The 17,951-nt window shown below is 72.9% G+C and carries 15 protein-coding genes; 5 read left to right on the top strand and 10 right to left on the bottom strand.

Annotation, left to right across the window (positions count from 1 at the left end; genetic code table 11):
- Nucleotides 1-72 precede the first annotated feature (72 nt).
- The 3 genes from OG946_RS30665 to OG946_RS30675 are packed head-to-tail and all read left to right on the top strand — an operon-like array spanning nt 73 to nt 4,137.
- Nucleotides 73-1,746: an AMP-binding protein gene (locus tag OG946_RS30665; RefSeq protein WP_326799207.1), complete on the top strand. Its 1,674-nt coding sequence runs from the start codon at nt 73-75 to the stop codon at nt 1,744-1,746.
- Nucleotides 1,743-3,359: an AMP-binding protein gene (locus OG946_RS30670; RefSeq protein ID WP_326799208.1), complete on the top strand. Its 1,617-nt coding sequence runs from the start codon at nt 1,743-1,745 to the stop codon at nt 3,357-3,359. The genes OG946_RS30665 and OG946_RS30670 overlap by 4 nt, the downstream gene beginning before the upstream one ends.
- Nucleotides 3,360-3,387: 28 nt before the next feature.
- Nucleotides 3,388-4,137 carry an MBL fold metallo-hydrolase gene (locus OG946_RS30675; RefSeq protein WP_326799209.1) on the top strand — a complete coding sequence of 250 codons (750 nt, stop codon included), beginning with the start codon at nt 3,388-3,390 and terminating at the stop codon, nt 4,135-4,137.
- A 7-nt stretch (nt 4,138-4,144) separates the two neighbouring features.
- Here OG946_RS30675 and OG946_RS30680 read toward each other — a convergent pair whose 3' ends face one another.
- The 4 genes from OG946_RS30680 to OG946_RS30695 form a co-directional block, all read right to left on the bottom strand.
- Entirely contained in the window at nt 4,145-5,149 is a 1,005-nt protein-coding gene (locus OG946_RS30680) for an MsnO8 family LLM class oxidoreductase (RefSeq protein WP_326799210.1), read from the bottom strand.
- Between the two features lie 24 nt (nt 5,150-5,173).
- Nucleotides 5,174-5,863: a response regulator transcription factor gene (locus OG946_RS30685; RefSeq protein WP_326799211.1), complete on the bottom strand. Its 690-nt coding sequence runs from the start codon at nt 5,861-5,863 to the stop codon at nt 5,174-5,176.
- A 29-nt stretch (nt 5,864-5,892) separates the two neighbouring features.
- Nucleotides 5,893-7,347: a sensor histidine kinase gene (locus tag OG946_RS30690; RefSeq protein ID WP_326799212.1), complete on the bottom strand. Its 1,455-nt coding sequence runs from the start codon at nt 7,345-7,347 to the stop codon at nt 5,893-5,895.
- Between the two features lie 117 nt (nt 7,348-7,464).
- The gene (locus OG946_RS30695) at nt 7,465-8,229 is read right to left on the bottom strand and encodes a hypothetical protein (protein WP_326799213.1); all 765 of its coding nucleotides are present in this window, start codon (nt 8,227-8,229) and stop codon (nt 7,465-7,467) included.
- Between the two features lie 170 nt (nt 8,230-8,399).
- On the opposite strand from OG946_RS30695, the gene gcl reads away from it, so the two are divergent.
- Entirely contained in the window at nt 8,400-10,178 is a 1,779-nt protein-coding gene (gcl, locus tag OG946_RS30700) for a glyoxylate carboligase (RefSeq protein WP_326800413.1), read from the top strand.
- 113 nt (nt 10,179-10,291) lie between these two features.
- Here gcl and OG946_RS30705 read toward each other — a convergent pair whose 3' ends face one another.
- From OG946_RS30705 to OG946_RS30725, 5 genes are all read right to left on the bottom strand, one after another.
- Nucleotides 10,292-11,206: a 2-hydroxy-3-oxopropionate reductase gene (locus tag OG946_RS30705; protein ID WP_326799214.1), complete on the bottom strand. Its 915-nt coding sequence runs from the start codon at nt 11,204-11,206 to the stop codon at nt 10,292-10,294.
- A 74-nt stretch (nt 11,207-11,280) separates the two neighbouring features.
- On the bottom strand, nt 11,281-12,102 hold the full coding sequence (locus tag OG946_RS30710; protein WP_326799215.1) for a TIM barrel protein: 822 nt from the start codon (nt 12,100-12,102) through the stop codon (nt 11,281-11,283).
- 190 nt (nt 12,103-12,292) lie between these two features.
- Entirely contained in the window at nt 12,293-12,901 is a 609-nt protein-coding gene (gene vanX / locus OG946_RS30715; RefSeq protein ID WP_326799216.1) for a D-Ala-D-Ala dipeptidase VanX, read from the bottom strand.
- Nucleotides 12,898-13,938, bottom strand: coding sequence for a D-alanine--(R)-lactate ligase VanA-Sc (gene vanA-Sc / locus OG946_RS30720; RefSeq protein ID WP_326800414.1), 1,041 nt, complete (start codon nt 13,936-13,938; stop codon nt 12,898-12,900). Before vanA-Sc ends, vanX begins: the two co-directional genes overlap by 4 nt.
- Nucleotides 13,931-14,920: a D-isomer specific 2-hydroxyacid dehydrogenase family protein gene (locus OG946_RS30725; protein ID WP_326799217.1), complete on the bottom strand. Its 990-nt coding sequence runs from the start codon at nt 14,918-14,920 to the stop codon at nt 13,931-13,933. Before OG946_RS30725 ends, vanA-Sc begins: the two co-directional genes overlap by 8 nt.
- 233 nt (nt 14,921-15,153) lie before the next feature.
- On the opposite strand from OG946_RS30725, the gene OG946_RS30730 reads away from it, so the two are divergent.
- Complete coding sequence (locus tag OG946_RS30730; RefSeq protein WP_326800415.1) at nt 15,154-16,497, top strand: UDP-N-acetylmuramoyl-tripeptide--D-alanyl-D-alanine ligase; 1,344 nt, start codon at nt 15,154-15,156, stop codon at nt 16,495-16,497.
- Between the two features lie 21 nt (nt 16,498-16,518).
- Here OG946_RS30730 and OG946_RS30735 read toward each other — a convergent pair whose 3' ends face one another.
- Nucleotides 16,519-17,718 (bottom strand): lipid II:glycine glycyltransferase FemX, encoded by a 1,200-nt coding sequence (locus OG946_RS30735; RefSeq protein ID WP_326799218.1) that lies wholly within the window; start codon nt 17,716-17,718, stop codon nt 16,519-16,521.
- Nucleotides 17,719-17,951 lie beyond the last annotated feature (233 nt).

The raw sequence follows: 17,951 nt of genomic DNA on the forward strand, positions 1-17,951 counted from the left end.
CGTACGGGGGTAGTGAGGCGTAGGTCACTCGCAGCACGATGCTAGCGAGCCGCCGCCGTACGAGGAGGACATGTGACGGCATCGAATCCGACCGCGGACTTCCGGTCCGCGCGGGACTTTCTGCTGGCGCGGAGGGAGGACTACGCCGCCGCCCGCGCGGGCTTCTCCTGGCCCAGGCCGGAGCACTTCAACTGGGCACTCGACTGGTTCGACGCCATCGCCGAGGGCAACGAGCGCACGGCCCTCCACATCGTGGAGGAAGACGGCCGCGAGACGCGGTTGAGCTTCACCCGGATGAGTGAGCGCTCGAACCGGGTGGCGAACTGGCTGCGCGCCCAGGGTGTGCGGGCCGGCGACCGGATCGTCGTCATGCTCGGCAACCAGGCCGAGTTGTGGGAGACCGCACTCGCCGCGATGAAGCTGCGCGCCGTCGTCATCCCCGCCACGCCCCTCCTCGGCCCGGCCGACCTCGCCGACCGCATCGAGCGCGGCCGGGCCGCCCACGTGCTCGTACGGGCCGCCGACGAGGCCAAGTTCGCCGAGGTGCCCGGCGACTACACCCGCATCTCGGTCGGTGGTAGCGGTGCCGGCTGGCTCCCGTACGAGGACGCGTACGAGGCCCCCGCGAGCTTCACGCCGGACGGGCCGACGGACGCCGACGACACCCTGATGCTGTACTTCACCTCCGGCACCACCGCGCTCCCCAAGCTCGTCGAGCACACCCATGTCTCGTACCCCGTGGGCCATCTGGCGACGATGTACTGGATCGGCATCCGCCCCGGCGACGTCCACCTGAACATCTCCTCACCCGGCTGGGCCAAGCACGCCTGGTCCAACCTCTTCGCGCCCTGGAACGCGGAGGCGACGGTCTTCCTGTACAACTACACGCGCTTCGACGCCGGGGCGCTGCTGGGCGCCATGGCCCGCGCAGGCGTGACAACTTTCTGCGCCCCGCCCACCGTCTGGCGGATGCTCGTCCAGTCGGATCTGAGCGCTCTCGCCACCCCGCCGCGCGAGGCCGTCGCCGCAGGTGAACCCCTCAACCCGGAGGTCATCGAGGCCGTCAGGCGGGCCTGGAACCTGACCATACGGGACGGCTTCGGCCAGACCGAGACCGCGGTGCAGATCGCCAATTCCCCCGGGCAGCCCGTCAAGCTGGGGTCCATGGGCCGTCCCACTCCCGGATACGACGTCGTGCTCCTGGACCCCGTCAGCGGCAAGCCCGCCGACGAGGGCGAGATCTGCCTCGACCTGACCGCGCGCCCCGTGGGCCTGATGACCGGCTACGAAGGCGACCCGGCCCGCACCGCCGAGGCCATGGCCGACGGCTACTACCGCACCGGCGACATCGGCGCCCGCGATGCCGAGGGCTACCTCACGTACATCGGGCGCAGCGACGACGTCTTCAAGGCGAGCGACTACAAGATCAGCCCCTTCGAGCTGGAGAGCGCGCTGCTGGAGCACGAGGCGGTCGCCGAGGCCGCCGTCGTGCCCGCGCCCGACCCGGTGCGGCTCGCCGTGCCCAAGGCGTACGTCGTGCTCGCCGCCGGCTGGGAGCCGGGCGCCGCCGCCGCGGAGGCGATCTTCGCGCACTCCCGCGCCGTGCTCGCCCCGTACAAGCGCGTCCGGCGGCTGGAGTTCGCCGACCTGCCCAAGACCGTCTCCGGCAAGATCCGCCGCGTGCAGCTGCGCGAGGCGACCGCCGCCGGATCCGCCGACGAGTACCGCGAGGAGGACCACACATGACCGCAGAGCCGTCCTACACCGGGGGCACCGGCACCACCGCGCTGCTGGGCGACACCATCGGTGCCAACCTGGACCGCGCCATCGCCGCCCACCCCGACCGCGAGGCCCTGGTCGACGTGGCCTCCGGGCGCCGCTGGACCTACGCCGAGTTCGGCGCCGCCGTCGACGAGGTGGCGCGCGGGCTGCTCGCCCGCGGCGTCGCCAAGGGCGAGCGCGTCGGCATCTGGGCGGTCAACTGCCCGGAGTGGGTGCTCGTCCAGTACGCCTCCGCCCGTATCGGCGCGGTGATGGTCACCATCAACCCCGCCTACCGGGTGCACGAGCTGGAGTACGTCCTCAACCAGTCCGGCATCTCCCTGCTGGTCGCCTCGCTGGCGCACAAGACCAGCGACTACCGCCGGATGGTCGAGCAGGTACGCGGCAGTTGCCCCGCCCTGCGCAACGTCTTCTACATCGGCCACGCGGGCTGGGGCCGGCTGATCGAGGCGGGCCGCGAGGTGCCCCCGGAGCGGGTCCGCGAGCGCGAGGCGCTGCTGTCCTGCGACGACCCGGTCAACATCCAGTACACCTCCGGCACCACCGGCTTCGCCAAGGGCGCGACCCTGTCGCACCACAGCATCCTCAACAACGGCTTCTTCGTCGGCGAGACGCTGGGCTACACCGAGCAGGACCGGGTCTGCATCCCCGTCCCGTACTACCACTGCTTCGGCATGGTCATGGGCAACCTCGCGGCCACCAGCCACGGGGCCTGCATGGTCATTCCCGGGCCCTCCTTCGACCCCGCCGCCACCCTCGCGGCCGTCGAGCAGGAGCGCTGCACCTCGCTGTACGGGGTGCCCACCATGTTCGTCGCCGAGCTGGCCCTGCCCGACTTCGCCCTCTACGACCTGACGTCGCTGCGCACCGGGATCATGGCCGGCTCGCCGTGCCCCGTCGAGGTGATGAAGCGGGTGGTCAACGAGATGCACATGGCGGAGGTGACCATCTGCTACGGCATGACCGAGACCTCCCCCGTCGCCACCCAGACCCGGCGCGAGGACGACCTGGAGCGCCGCACCGCCACCGTCGGCCGCGTCCTGCCGCACATCGAGGTCAAGGTCGTCGACCCGGTCACCGGCGTCACCATGCCCCGCGGCACCACCGGCGAGCTGTGCACCCGCGGCTACAGCGTCATGCAGGGCTACTGGGAGCAGCCCGAGCGCACCGCCGAGGTCATCGACACCGGCCGCTGGATGCACACCGGCGACCTGGCGCGGATGCGCGCGGACGGCTGCGTGGAGATCGTCGGCCGGATCAAGGACATGATCATAAGGGGCGGCGAGAACGTCTACCCGCGTGAGATCGAGGAGTTCCTGCACACCCACCCCAAGATCGCCGACGTGCAGGTGGTGGGCGTGCCGGACGAGACGTACGGGGAGGAGATCCTCGCCTGCGTGGTCCTCAGCGATCCGCGGCACGCGCTCTCCCGGCGCGAGCTGGCCCACTACTGCGAGAACCGGCTCGCGCACTACAAGATCCCGCGGCATCTGCGGATCATGGAGGAGTTCCCGATGACGGTCAGCGGGAAGGTGCGGAAGGTCGAGCTGCGGGAGCAGTTCAGTGCTGCGGAATAGCGGCGGCCCGCGGGTACTTGGGACTGCCATGACGATCTTGCATTACGTCGGGGGTCCCACCGCGCTCCTCCGGCTCGGCGGGGTCCGGCTGCTGACCGACCCGACGTTCGACCCGCCCGGCGAGTACCCCGTGGGCGGGCGGCGGCTGGTGAAGACCGCGGGCCCGGCGATAGCCCCGGCCGACCTCGGTCCGGTCGACGCGGTGCTGCTCTCGCACGACCAGCACCCCGACAACCTCGACCGGGCCGGGCGCGAGTGCGCCGCCGCCGCGCCGCTGGTGCTCTCCACGGCGTCGGCCGCGGAGCGGCTGCGCGGCCCGGTGCGGGCGCTGCCGGCATGGGAGTCGTACGCCGTAGGACCGGTCCGCGTCACCGCCGTGCCCGCGCAGCACGGCCCGCCCGGCACCGGGCATCTGACCGGCGAGGTCACCGGGTTCGTACTCACCGGGGACGGTCTGCCCACGGTCTACGTCAGCGGCGACAACGCCTCGCTCGACGTGGTCCGTACGATCGCCGCCCGCCTCGGCCCCGTCGACATCGCCGTGCTCTTCGCCGGCGCCGCACAGACCCCGCTGCTCGGCGCCGCCCACCTCACGCTGACCAGCGAGCACGCCGCCGCCGCGGCCGCGGTGCTGGGGGCGCACGACGTGGTGCCGCTGCACTTCGAGCACTGGGGGCACTTCACGCAGGGCGCCGACTCGCTGGTCGCCGCCTTCGACGCGGCGGGGCTCGGGCACCGGCTGCGGCTGCCGCGGCCGGGGGAGGCGGTGGAGCTGTAGCCGGCCGTCAACCCGCCGCGGGCGCCGCGAGCTTCAGCTCCGCCAGCCGCCGGAAGGACTCCAGCCGGGCGTCCTCGTCGGGGGTGTGCAGGGAGACCAGCAGTTCGTCGGCGCCGCTGCGGGCGACGAGGTCGCCGAGGGCGGCGGCCACCTGCTCCCCGGTGCCGGACACCTGGGACTGGCGGGCCTCGTCGAGATAGCGGGCCTCGCGCTCGGTGAGCGTACGGGCCCGTATCTCCGCCGCCGGCGTCAGCGGCGGGAACTCCCCGCGGGTGCGCGACCAGACCGTCGCCCACGCCTCCGGCAGCAGCAGATCGGCGGCCTGCTCCGCCGTGTCGGCCACCGCGGCGGCGACCGCCACGACGACGTACGGCGCGGCCTGCTGCGCCGAGGGCGTGAACGCCTCGCGGTAGCGCTCGACCGCCCGCAGCAGCTTCTCCGGGCGCCGGCCCGCGCCGATCACGAGCGGCAGCCCGTGCGCGGCGGCGATGTCGGCGCCGCCGTCGATGGCCAGTACGTACGCCGGCACCCGCAGCCCCTCCGCCGGTACGGCGTGCACCCCCGGGTACGCCGGCTGCGTGCCCTCGAACCAGCGCAGCGTCTCCGCCAGCGCCGCCCCGAAGTCCCCCGCGTCCGCCATCCCGTGGCCCAGCGCGCGCCGGATGCCGTCGGTGAAGCCCAGCGAGCGGCCGAGGCCCATGTCGATCCGGTCGGGGAAGAGCGAGCCCAGCACCCCGAACTGCTCGGCGACGACCAGCGGCCGGTGGTTCGGCAGCATCACGCCGCCGGTGCCGACCCGGATCCGGGACGTGGCGGCGGCGACGGCGGCGGCCAGCACGGTCGGCGCGGAGCCGGCGACGCCGGGGACGCTGTGGTGCTCGGAGACCCAGAAGCGGCGGAAGCCGTACCCCTCCATCTGCTGCGCGAAGCGGACGGTGCGGCGCAGCGCGTCGGCCGGGTCCTGGCCCTTGCGCCGCAGTGACCGGTCGAGCACGGAGAGGGGGATGTCCACGATCCGTACAACACCACGGACCGCTCAGGATTCCCTTGCGTCGTGGACGAGAAGGGCGATCTGCACGCGGTTGTTGAGGTCGAGCTTGGTGAGGATGCGCGAGACGTGGGTCTTCACGGTCGGCACGCTCATGTACAGCTCGGCGGCGATCTCCGCGTTCGACCGGCCGCGGCCGACCGCCACGGCGACCTCCCGCTCGCGCTCGCCGAGCGCCGCGAGACGGCGGCGGGCGTCCTCCTCGGCCCGCGCCGGTCCTTCGGTGCCGGCGCCGGAGACCTGGGCGATGAGCTGCTGGAGGACCGCGGGCGACAGGGCGGGCTCGCCGGCGGCGACCTTGCGCACGGCCGCGACGATCTCCCGGGGCGGGGTGTCCTTGAGGACGAACCCCGCGGCGCCCGCGCGCAGGGCCCGCAGCACGTGCTCGTCGGTGTGGAACGTCGTCAGCACCAGCACCTCCGGCGGCTCCGCGCGCCGCCGCAGTGCCTCGGTGGCGGCGAGGCCGTCGAGGTGCGGCATGCGGATGTCCATGAGCACGACGTCGGGCGCGTGCGCGGCCACGAGCGCCGGCACCTCGCCGCCGTCCGCGGCCTCGCCCACGACGTCGATGTCGCCGGCCCCGCCGAGCATCAGCCGCAGCCCGGCCCGGACGAGGGGGTCGTCGTCGACGAGGAGGACGGTGATGCGGGGAGCGGGATCGGCGGTCTGGTCGGGCACGCGCCCACCCTAGCGGGAGCGCCGGAGGCTCATTCCGTACGGGACGGGCGGCCCCACGGCAGCCAGGCGCGCAGGTGGAAGCCGTCGCCGTCGGCCGTGTGCGCCAGCCGCCCGCCGGCCAGCGCGGCGCGCTCCGCGAGCCCGATGAGGCCCTGCCCGGCCCCGGGGATGGGGCCGGTGGCACCCGCGCCTGGGCGGACGCCGGGGCCGTTGCCCAGGCCGCCGGGTCCCGGCACCGCGACGGGCGCCCCGGCGAAGCCGCCGGGCCCGCCCCGCGGCTTCGCCGCGAGGGCCGGTACTGCGGGCCGGCCGGCGGCGGCACCTGCACCCCGCCCGGCCGCCGGCCGCGCGCCCGCCGCCGCGCGGCCGGACCCGTCCCGCCCGGCGGCGGCCTGCCCGCCCGTCCCGACCGTCGCGGTCCGCGGCCCGTCCGCCTCCCCGGCCGCGCCCGGCAGCGGGTTGCTCACCTCCACCGTCAGGCCCTTCTCCGGGCTGCCCGTCAGCGTCACCGTCACCTTCGTGCCCGCCGCGTGCTTGCGGGCGTTCGTCAGGCCCTCCTGCACGATGCGGTACGCCGTGCGCCCCGTCGCCGCCGGGACCGCCTCCGGAGCGGCGACGTCCGGTTCGTACGCGATGCGCATGCCCGCCTCGCCCGCCTCCGCCACCAGCCGGTCCACGTCTCCAAGCGTCGGCTGCGGACGCCCGGCGCCCGCGCCGGAGTCGGCCGGTGCGCGCAGCACGCCGATCACGTCCCGCAGGTCCTGCAGCGCCTCGTGCGCGCTGTCGCGGATCACGCCCGCCGCGCGGGCGACCTCCGCGGGCGGGGCGCCGGGGTGGAACTCCAGGGCCCCCGCGTGCACGCTCAGCAGCGACAGCCGGTGCGCCAGCACGTCGTGCATCTCCCGCGCGATCTCCTCCCGGGCACGCCGCTGCGCCTGCTCCGCGCGCAGCGCCGCGTCGGCCTCCGCCTGCTCGGCACGCTCGCGCAGCGAGGCGACGAGCTGGCGGCGCGAGCGCCGGTAGAGGCCCCAGACCACGGCCGCCGTGACCAGCGAGAAGTACGCCACCCCCGTGCCGGTCCGCGGATCCTGCGGGTCCGGGACGCTGGCGAGGAAGCCCACGAGCCGGGCGGAGACGAGGGCGGCGATCCAGCCGGTGGCGCGCAGCGGGCGGTGCGCCGCGACGGTGAAGACCGCCACCAGCGTCGGGCCGATGAAGAAGTGGCCGAAGGAGTCGGCGACGAGCAGCGCCACCGCGAGCGGCACCGGCCAGCGGCGCCGCAGCGGCAGCGCCAGGCAGGCCGCTCCCGCGGCCAGCGCCTCGGCGAAGAGCACGTTCTCCGAGACGCCGGTGCCGTCCTCCGGCAGCACGGAGTCGGCGGACAGGAACGAGAAGGCCCCGGCGAAGAGGACGAGACCGGCGTCGGCGAGCCGGTCCCGCCGGGTGCTGCCGGCGGCGCGGGTCTCGGAGGCGGTACGGGGCATACCGGCCAATCTACGGTCGTCCGCCCGCTGCGGCGCCCCCCGAGGACGGCGTCGAGACCTTCGTACGACCGCGGCGGCCCGCCCGCATACTTTGGTCGCCGCCCCGGGCCGCGTCCGTCAGCCGCGCCGTGCGGCGCCCGTGCGGATCAGCTCGTCCCCCGGGTCGTTGACCGGCTGGGGAGTGCCCGTGAGGTCCATCACGTACAGCGGGAGCCGCAGCTCGTCGGCCCGGGTACGGGCCTCGCGGGTGTAGCCGGCGAGGGAGAAGAAGACGGCGAGCGCCGAGGCGTTCAGACCGCTGAGCCACACGCACTCGACGTGCCGCAGCGCCGTGGGCGTCGTCGTCGGGTCGACGTGGGCGACCACGCCCGCGCCGCGCACGTCGACGCCGGAGGCGGGCCGGTCCTCGTTCTTCACCAGGTCCGTGAAGCCCAGCCAGCGCAGGTACTGCGCGGCGGCCGTCACCGCGTCGCCGGTGTTGCGGATGGTCACGGGGCGGAACGCGGGACGCTGCGCCGCCGCCGCCGCCGGCCGGGGCGGGGGGCCGGGCGGGGCCGGCGCGGGCGGCGCGGCCGCCGGTGCGGGCGGCGGCGGCGCCGCGGGCCGGGGGCGGCGGGACTGCACGGGGGCCACCGGCAGCCGTACCACCGCGCCGCAGTCGCAGGACAGCTCCGGCCGCGGCCAGTCGTCGCGCCGGTCGCAGACGGGGCAGCGCACCGTCACCCACGAGTCCTGCCAGGTGCGGTGCTTGAGCTCCACCGGCACCCCGCCGCGCAGCAGCGGCAGCGTCAGCGGGGCACCGCAGGCGCAGGGGAACGTGCTCGGGGTGTACGCGTGCTCGCGCCGGCAGGCCGGGCAGCGCACCGGCACGCTCTCTGGCATGGGAAGTGCTCCTGGTTCTGGGCCGCGTGGTGGGTTCCGCACTCCAGCATCCCTTACGAATCCGGCTCTTGACGCCGACTTGACCCGCTTCTAGATTGCTTCCATATAGCAAAACTCAAATTCCGTAATACGGAAAAGTTCGGAAGAAGCAGGTGCACGCGATGCCTCGTATGACAGCCGCGCGCGCGGCGGTGGAGATCCTCAAGAAGGAAGGCGTCCAGGTCGCGTTCGGCGTCCCGGGGGCGGCGATCAACCCGTTCTACGCGGCCCTCAGGGCGGCCGGCGGCGTCGGGCACGTGCTCGCGCGGCACGTCGAGGGCGCCTCGCACATGGCCGAGGGCTACACCCGCGCCCGGGCGGGGAACATCGGCGTGTGCATCGGCACTTCCGGCCCGGCCGGCACCGACATGATCACGGGGCTGTACTCGGCGATCGGCGACTCGATCCCGATCCTGTGCATCACCGGACAGGCGCCGACGCCCGTGCTGCACAAGGAGGACTTCCAGGCCGTCGACATCGCGGCGATCGCCACCCCCGTCACCAAGAAGGCCACCACCGTGCTCCAGGCCGCACAGGTGCCCGGCGTCTTCCAGCAGGCGTTCCACCTGATGCGCTCCGGCCGCCCCGGGCCGGTACTCGTCGACCTGCCCACCGATGTCCAGCTCACCGAGATCGAGTTCGACCCGGACACGTACGAGCCGCTGCCCGTGCACCGGCCCGCCGCCACCCGGGCGCAGGCCCAGAAGGCCGTCGCGATGCTGTGCGCCGCCGAGCGGCCGCTGATCGTCGCCGGCGGCGGCGTCATCGGCGCCGACGCCTGCGCGGAGCTGGTGGAGTTCGCGGAGCTGACCGGCACCCCCGTCGTACCGACCCTGATGGGCTGGGGCGCCCTCCCCGACGACCACCCGCTCAACGCGGGCATGGTGGGGCTCCAGACCTCCCACCGGTACGGCAACGAGAACCTCCTCGCCGCCGACTTCGTCCTCGGCATCGGCAACCGCTGGGCCAACCGCCACACCGGCTACCGGCTCGACGTCTACACCGAGGGCCGCACCTTCGTCCACGTCGACGTCGAACCCACCCAGATCGGCCGGATCTTCGCCCCCGACTACGGCATCGCCTCCGACGCCGGCGCCGCGCTGCGGCAGTTCACCGAGGTCGCCCGCGAACGGCAGGCCGCCGGCCGGCTGCCGGACCGCGCCGCGTGGGCCGCCGCCACCCAGGAGCGCAGGGCGCGGCTCCAGCGCCGTACCCACTTCGACGACGTGCCGATGAAGCCGCAGCGGGTCTACGAGGAGATGAACAAGGCGTTCGGCCCCGGCACCCGCTACGTCACCGCCATCGGCCTCTCCCAGATCGCCGGCGCCCAGATGCTCCACGTCTACCGGCCGCGGCACTGGATCAACTGCGGCCAGGCAGGACCCCTCGGCTGGACCGTGCCCGCCGCCCTCGGCGTCGCCACCGCCGACCCGGAAGCCCTGGTCGTCGGGCTCTCCGGGGACTACGACTTCCAGTTCCTCGTGGAGGAGCTGGCGGTCGGCGCGCAGCACCGCATCCCGTACGTGCAGGTGCTCGTCAACAACTCCTATCTCGGCCTCATCCGGCAGGCCCAGTTGGGCCTGGACATGAACTTCCAGGTCAACCTGGAGTTCGAGAACGTCAACTCGCCGGAGCTGGGCGGCTACGGCGTCGACCACGTCAAGGTCGCCGAGGGGCTGGGCTGCAAGGCGATCCGGGTCACCGAGCCGGGCGAGCTGGGCGCCGCGTTCGCCCAGGCGCGGAAGCTGGCGGCGGAGCACCGGGTGCCGGTGGTGGTGGAGGCGATCCTGGAGCGGATCACCAACATCTCCATGAGCACCACGGCGGACATCAGCGACGTCCGCGAGTGGGAGGACCTGGCCACCGAGCCGTGGCACGCCCCCACGTCGATCCTGCCGCTGAAGAGCTGACGGCGGCTACCCGCGAGCGGACGGCCCTCGCCCCGGACGGGGGGGCGAGGGCCTTCCTCTGCCACCTGTGTCTGCGTCTGAGTCTGCGTCTGCGTCCTCGTACGGTGTACGGGTCAGACCTCGCCGCCCGAGAGGCGCTCCACGCCGCGCAGCAGCGCGGAGTGGTCCAGGCCCCCGTCGCCCTGCGCGCGCAGCGCTGCGACGAGTTGGGCGACGACCGCGCCGACCGGCAGCGCGGCGCCGACGTTCCGGGCGGCGTCGGTGACGATGCCCATGTCCTTGTGGTGCAGGTCGATGCGGAAGCCGGGCCGGAAGTCGCGGCCCAGGAAGTTGTCCTTCTTGCGGGCAAGCACGGTGGAGCCGGCCAGGCCGCCGCCGAGGACGTCGAGCGCGGCCGCCAGGTCCACGCCGGACTTCTCCAGGAAGACCACGGCCTCGGCGCACGCCTGGATGTTGACCGCGACGATCAACTGGTTGGCTGCCTTGACCGTCTGGCCCGCGCCGTGCGGGCCGCAGTGCACGATCGTCCGGCCCAGCGCCTCGAAGACCGGCCGGGCCCGCTCGAAGTCGGCCTGCTCGCCGCCGACCATGATGGACAGCACCGCCTCGACCGCACCGGCCTCGCCGCCCGAGACGGGGGCGTCGAGCACCCGGATCCCGCGCTCGGCGGCGTTCTTCGCCAGATCCACGGAGGTCTGCGGGGTGATCGAGGACATGTCGACGAGCAGCGCGCCGCTCCTGGCGTGCGCCAGGATGCCGTCCGGCCCGTACGCGACGGCCTCGACCTGCGGCGACGCGGGGACCATCGTGATGATCACGTCTGCGTCCGCGACGGCCTCGGCGATCGACCCTGCGGCCGTGCCGCCGGCCTTGGCCAGCCGGTCGAGCTTGTCCTGCTCCAGGGTGTAGCCGGTGACCTGGTAGCCCGCCGCGATCAGGTTCTCGGACATGGGGGAGCCCATGATGCCGAGGCCGATCCAGGCGATCGCGGGCAGACCGGCCCCGGGGGCCGCGGAGTTGGTGGTCATGGGGTGGTGCCTTTCTGCTCTGGCCGGAGGCGCGGAGGCGGGGGGTACGGGACGCGCGGGCGGCGGTCGGCGGGTCAGCGGGGGAGCCAGCCGAAGGACTCGGCGCTCGGCCGGTCGCCCGGCTTGTACTCCAGGCCCACGTGCCCGTCGTACCCGGCGGCGGCGAGCCGGTCCAGCAGCGCGGCCAGCGGCAGCGTGCCGGTGCCGGGGGCGCCGCGGCCGGGGTTGTCGGCGATCTGGACGTGTCCGGTGCGGCCCGCGTGGGCGTCGATGACCTGCTCCAGGTCCGCGCCGTTCATCGACAGGTGGTAAAGGTCCATCAGAAAGCGGGCGTTGCCCAGGCCCGAGGAGGCGTCGACCTTGTCGGCCACCGCGACCGCCGCGGCCGCGTCGAGCAGTGGGTAGTGCGGGGACTCGGGCTCGTTCAGCGCCTCGATCAGCAGGACGGCGCCGGCCCGGTCGGCCGCGCGGGCGGCGAGCACCAGGTTCTCCAGCGCGAGCAGATCCTGCTCGGCGGCGGTGACGCCCTCGACGCGGTTGCCGTAGAGGGCGTTGAGCGCGGTGCAGCCGGTGGCGGCGGCGAAGCCGGCGGCGACGTCGAGGTTCGCGCGGAACCGCTCGGACTCCGCGCCGGGTACGGAGAGCGCGCCGCGGTCGGGTCCCGGCAGCCGGCCGGCGTAGAAGTTGAGCCCGGTCAGCCGGGTGCCGGCCGTGTCCAGCGCGGTGCGCAGGGCGTCCAGCTCCGCCTGTTCCGGGACGGGCGCGTCGGGCCAGGGCCACCACAGCTCGACGGCGTCGAAGCCGGCCGCGGCGGCCGCGGCCGGGCGTTCGAGCAGCGGGAGCTCGGTGAACAGGAGGGAGAGGTTCACTGTGAAGCGCTGGTCGCCGAAGCCCATGAGGGGTCCGCGCTCCTTCCGTATCTCGGAAGTGTCCTTCTGAATAACGGAAACTCTGCCGGTTCGGTGCGAGCACTGTCAAGGCGCCGGCCGGCGATCCGTGGTCGAGGGCTCCGGCGGGTCGGGGCAGGTGGGTCGGGGCTTCCGGGCGTTCTGCGGCGAGTGGTGCGGACTGCCGCGGACGGCGGCCCTACGCGAGGGGAAAATCGAAATAGGTGTCCGGGTAAGGCTCGTCGTTCAGCGTGTAATGCCACCACTCGCACTCGTAGGAGCTGAAGCCGCACGTCTCCATGAGGGAACGGAGCTGTGCGCGGTTTCTCGCCTCGCGTTGCGTGATCCCCGGTGCGCCGTGGTGTGAGCGGGGATCCATCAAGTCGTGGTCACCCCCCATGAGGGCGAGTTCACCGGTGCCGAGATGGTAGAGGGTGAGGTCGACGGTGCTGCCCCGGCTGTGGCCCGACCTGGCGGCGACATAACCCCGCTCGAACATCTCGGCTCTCCCTATGTTCGGGTAGTGCCGTTGCTTGGTGCGTCCGTCCTCCGGCTGTTCCGACCAGCGCAGGAAGCAGTCCACCGCCCGCTGCGGGCGGTAGCCGTCCCAGAGCAGCAAGCCGAAGCCGCGGGCCGCCGCCTTCTCCCGCACCCTGCCCAGGGCCGTGCCCAGGGCCCTGGTGCCGGCGATGCGATTGACCAGGTATCCGTCCACCGGCTTCCCGGTGAAGTTGTCCCAGGTGGCGTACTTGGCATCCCATCGCAGCCCCGGTACAAGCTCGTCCAGAAAGGCGAAGTCCTCGTTCACCGGGCATGTCCCGTCAAGGCGAGCGATATCAGCCGGTCGATCACCTGGGAGAGCGGCAGCCCCGCGGCCGCCATCATCCTCGGGTACCGGCTGTAGGAGGTCATGCCGGGAAGGGTGTTGACCTCGTTGAGGACCACTTCTCCCTCGTGCGTGAGGAACAGGTCGACCCGCGCCAGTCCCCTGCATCCCAGGGCGCGGTACACGGCCTTCGCGGTTTCCCGGACGAGCGAGCGCGACTCCGCCGGGATGTCGGCGGGCACGATGGGGGTGGAGTTCTCGGAACCGCTCTCCGGGTCCGCCTCCTGATGGATCTGGAAGAAGCCGTGCGACAGTGCGATCCGGTCCACCTCGCCCGCGATCAGATCCGGATCGTTGCCCAGAATGGCGCACCCGACCTCGCTGCCGGCCACCGCCTCCTCGATCAGCACCTTCGAGTCGTACTGCCGTGCGGTCTTCACCGCATCCGGAAGTTCCGCGGGACCGGAAACCTTGCTGACTCCGAAGGACGAGCCGGAACGGGCCGGTTTGACGAATACGGGATACGTCAGCCGGCCGGGGTCGACGGCGTCGTCCGCCGTGACGGTCCAGAAATTCGGCGTGGCGATTCCCGCGCTCCTGACGACGCGATAGGCAAGTGATTTGTCCATGCACACGGCGGAACTCTGCACATCGCAGCCGGCGTAGGGGATGCCGGTCAGCTCCAGCAGCCCCTGTATCGCACCGTCCTCGCCGAGCTTGCCGTGCAGCACGGGCAGGACGACGTCCAGGCCGATCGTGCCGTACCGCCCCTGCTCCAGTACGAGAAGTCCGCCCACGCTGCGGTCGGGTGACAGCAGCGCAGGCCGGCAATTGCCGTTCTCCCAGTCCGGGCCGGGTCCTTCGCAGAGCTTCCAGGCGCCGCTCTCCGTGATCCCGACATAGAACGGCTGGTACTTTTCGAGATCGAGGCTCCGGGCGACCTGCTGCGCGGATTTCACGGAGACGGGGTGCTCTTCCGAGCTGCCGCCGAAGAGGATGCCGACCTTCAGTCTAGCCACGCTGATTCCTGCTTTCGAATGCAAGGCAATTGGTGAGGGAGTTTTCGACCGTGTCGCTCAGGGCGTGGTCCGTGTAGTACGCGGTGTGCGGGCTGATGAGCACATTCGGAAGTTCCTGGAGCCGCGGCAACGGACCGGTGGCGAGGGGCTTGTCCCGGCAGTCGGCGTAGAAGATTCCTTCCTCGCCTTCGAGGACGTCCAGCGCGGCGCCGCCCAGCCTGCCGTCCTCCAACGCCGGCAGCAGGGCCTCGGTTTCCAGCAGTGAACCCCGTCCGGTGTTGACGATGACGGCGCCGTGCTTCATCAACTTGATGCGCCGGCGGTCGAGGAGGTGGTGGGTGTCCGGGGTGAGCGGTGTATGGAGCGTCACCATGTCGCTCAGCCGCAGCAGTTCGTCGAGCGGAACGTAGTCCGCGGCGGTGCCGGAGCGGGTGTCGTGGGCCAGGATCCGGCAGCCGAAGCCCCGCAGCCGGTCGATGACCGCCGCGCCGATGCGTCCCGTCCCCACGACCCCGATGGTCAGATCGCGCAGTTCCCTCCCGCGTACGTCCTGCAGCCTGTAGTCGTGGACATCCGCGCGACGGAGGGTGGATTTCGCGTGCCGCACCGCCATCAGCATGAGCATCAGGGTGTAGTCGGCCACGCTGTCCGGCGAATACGCGACGTTTTCCACGGTGATTCCGACGCTTTCCGCGTACTCGACGTCGATGTGGTTGTATCCGATGCTCCTGGTCGAGAGGTAAGCGACGCCGACCCGGCTGAGCGCACGAAGAGTGGGACCGGTGATCCGGGTCTTGTGGTCGACGCTGACGCACCGGTTTCCGTGCGCAAGCCCGGCGTTGGCTTCCGAGACGGCCGCCGCGGTGAGGGTCGGCACCACGCCCAGGCGCGGCGCCAGTTCGCGGACCAGCGTTTCCTCGTCGCGCCCGCAGCCGTAGAGGGTGATACCCGCCGTGACGGCCGGCGGTTCGCTGTAGGTCATGCCTACAGCCAACGGGACGCGGTGTTGCCGGGGCGTATCCTCTTTCCCATATCCCGGCGATATGTTACCGCTTGGTATCGGCGGGCGGGATATCGTCGGCATATCGAAATCCGCATACGCGCCCGCAACACCGCGCTTCCTTGACTGGAGGCGTGACCCACAGCGAACGAGCCTCTTCCTACCTCTACCTCTCCGGTCTCACTCCCGCTGCCCGGCTCCCGCGTCGCGCGGGCATCGTCCCGCTCAGCCTCCGCGAGATCGCCGCGGTCGTCGGCGGGACGGTCGAGGGCGACGGTGCCGTGACGGTGACCGCCCCGGCCGTCCTCGACGGGCGGCAGGCCGAACCGGGCGGCCTCTTCGTCGCCGTCGCCGGGGAGCGTGTCGACGGCCATGACTACGCCGGGCAGGCCGGCCGGGCCGGCGTGGTGGCCGTGCTCGGTTCCCGGCCCACGCCGCTGCCCACCGTCGTCGTCGAGGACGTCCAGGCGGCGTTGCAGAGACTTGCCGCCCACGTCGTGGCCCGGCTGCGCCGCGGGCTGACCGTGTTCGGACTGACCGGCTCTCAGGGCAAGACCAGCACCAAGGACCTGCTGGCGGCCGTCCTGTCGGGCACTGCGCCGACGACCGCCACGTTCGGCTCGCTCAACAACGAGCTGGGGGTGCCGCTGACCATGCTCCGAGCCGACCTGGGCACCCGGTTCCTCGTGCTGGAGATGGGCGCCCGCCGCATCGGCGACGTCGCGGCGCTCACCGGCCTGGTCGCGCCCGACATCGCCGTCGTCCTCAACGTCGGCCAGGCGCACCTCGGCGAGTTCGGCTCGCGCGCGGCCATCGCCACGGCCAAGGGCGAGCTGGTGCAGGGGCTGGCGCCCGGCGGCACGGCCGTCCTCAACGCCGACGACCCGCGGGTCGTCGCGATGCGCTCGCTCACCGACGGCCCGGTGCTCACCTTCGGCCGGGCGGAGCACGCCGACGTGCGGGTGCGCGACCTGGCGCTGGACGCGTGCGGCCGGCCGTCCTTCACGCTGCGGACCGCCGACGCCTCGGCCCGCGTCGCGCTGCCGCTCGTGGGCGCGCACCAGGCGCTGAACGCGTCCGCTGCCGCGGCGGCGGGACTTGCGGCCGGAATTCCCCTCGACGTGGCCGCGCAGGGGCTCGCCACCGCGTCGTTGTCGAAGTGGCGCATGGAACTGCGCGACCTCGCCGGCGGCGTGACGCTGCTCAACGACTCGTACAACGCCAACCCCGACTCCACTCGCGCGGCCCTCGACGCGCTGTCGGCGATCGAGGGCGGGCGCCGCATCGCCGTCCTCGGCGAGATGCTGGAGCTGGGCGAGGAGAGCCGGGCCGCGCACCGGGCCGTCGGCGCGTACGCCGCTTCGCGGGCCGACCTGGTGCTCGCGGTCGGCGAGGCCGCACGGCCGATCGCCGACGGCGCGGGGGAGCGGGCGGTGGCCCTGGCCGGCAACGACGCAGCCGTCGACTGGCTGCGCGGCAACCTTGGCTCAGGCGATGTGGTGCTCGTCAAGGCGTCCCGCGGGGCGGGACTCGACGAGGTCGCCGCCGCCCTCAGGTAGCGGGTGGGGCGAGCCGGGAGATCAGTGCCGCCCCCGCCGCCTGCGGGACTCGCGCCGCTTCAGATAGAGGTCGAAGGCCCGGTAGACCATCGGCCGCAGCGGCAGATCCCACTCGCCGACGTACCGTACGGCCTGACCGCCGGTGCCGGTCTTGAACTGGATCAGCCCGATGTGCGGGTCGCCTGCGTCCAGCGTCGGGGTGATGCCGCGCAGGTCGTAGACGTCGCAGCCGGCCGCCAGCGAGTCGCGGATCATCGCCCACTGGCAGGCGTTGGAGCCGCGCACGTCGCGGTGTTCGGTGGAGGAGGCGCCGTAGGCGTACACCGCGTGGGCGCCGACGCGGACCAGGACGGCGGCGGCGACCAGGTCGCCCCGGTGCCGGGCCAGATAGAGCCTGATGCGCTCGGGGTCCTCGGCGCTCAGCGCGGCGAACATGGTCTCGAAGTAGCCCAGCGGCCGCGGCGTGAAGCGGTCGCGCTCGGCGGTGTGGGCGTACAGGTCGTGGAACGCCGCGAGGTCCTCGGGGCCCTCGCCGACCGTGACCTCGACCCCCGCCTTGGCCGCCTTCTTGATGTTGCGGCGCCAGAGCTGGTTCATGCCCGCGAGCAGGTCGTCCTCGGTCCTGCCGGTCAGCGGGATCTCGAACTTGAACTGCGGGTGCCCGGTCCCGAAGCCGTCCTCGGGGCTCTGCGGCAGCCAGCCGGCGTCCCGGAGCCGGCCGGCCACGCGGGTGCCGACCGGGTCGGCCCAGTGCCCGGACACCTCGGTGAGCCGCTTGACGCCCGGGTCGGCGATGCCCTCCTTGACCTGGTCCGCGTTCCAGGTGGCGGTACGCACCGGAGGGCCGAGCCGGATCGCGAACGCGCCGTGTGCCTTGAGCCGGGCGGCCAGCGGGTCGAGCCACGCGTCGATCTCGCCGGTCCAGTCGACGGCCGGGCCCTCCGGCAGGTAGGCCAGCGTGAAACGGTCGAGCCGCGGCACCGGGCGGTGCAGGACGAGCCCGGCGCCGACCAGCTCCCGGCCGTCGTACCAGCCGAGGGACTCGCTATGCCACTCCGTCTTGACGCGGCCCCACGCCGGGGTCTGCAGGAAGCTGGCCGACCGCTGCCGCCGTACGAACGCCAGGTGCTCGGCGGCGGTGATCGGCCGGACGGTCAGGCTCGGGCCCGGGACTCCCGGCCCTTCTCGATGCGCGGTTCGGCCCGGCTCGCTGGAGGACATGCAGCCAGTCAAGACGGCCCGGTGTTGTCCGCACGTATGGGGTTTTCGATACGCCGACGACATGCTACCCGCAGGTAGGTCCCGGACCCGCCGCCCGATGCGGGCGGTTTTCGATATCTGGACGATATGCCCCGACTCCTAGCATGAGTGCCATGCACGTTCTGACAGTCGAGGGCCGGCCCGGTCCGGCGGCGGCCGATGCGCTAGCCGGTGCCGGACGGGAGAGGCGTGGC

Origin of the sequence: Streptomyces sp. NBC_01808 (assembly GCF_035917395.1) — a bacterium.
GTDB lineage: Bacteria > Actinomycetota > Actinomycetes > Streptomycetales > Streptomycetaceae > Streptomyces.

Excerpts from the sequence above, each read along its gene's own strand:
- OG946_RS30670 (WP_326799208.1), top strand. The coding sequence starts at position 1,743 with ATGACCGCAGAGCCGTCCTACACCGGGGGCACCGGCACCACCGCGCTG.
- OG946_RS30675 (WP_326799209.1), top strand. The coding sequence starts at position 3,388 with ATGACGATCTTGCATTACGTCGGGGGTCCCACCGCGCTCCTCCGGCTC.
- OG946_RS30690 (WP_326799212.1), bottom strand. The coding sequence starts at position 7,347 with ATGCCCCGTACCGCCTCCGAGACCCGCGCCGCCGGCAGCACCCGGCGG.
- OG946_RS30695 (WP_326799213.1), bottom strand. The coding sequence starts at position 8,229 with ATGCCAGAGAGCGTGCCGGTGCGCTGCCCGGCCTGCCGGCGCGAGCAC.
- gcl (WP_326800413.1), top strand. The coding sequence starts at position 8,400 with ATGACAGCCGCGCGCGCGGCGGTGGAGATCCTCAAGAAGGAAGGCGTC.
- OG946_RS30705 (WP_326799214.1), bottom strand. The coding sequence starts at position 11,206 with ATGACCACCAACTCCGCGGCCCCCGGGGCCGGTCTGCCCGCGATCGCC.
- OG946_RS30710 (WP_326799215.1), bottom strand. The coding sequence starts at position 12,102 with ATGGGCTTCGGCGACCAGCGCTTCACAGTGAACCTCTCCCTCCTGTTC.
- OG946_RS30725 (WP_326799217.1), bottom strand. The coding sequence starts at position 14,920 with ATGACCTACAGCGAACCGCCGGCCGTCACGGCGGGTATCACCCTCTAC.
- OG946_RS30735 (WP_326799218.1), bottom strand. The coding sequence starts at position 17,718 with ATGTCCTCCAGCGAGCCGGGCCGAACCGCGCATCGAGAAGGGCCGGGA.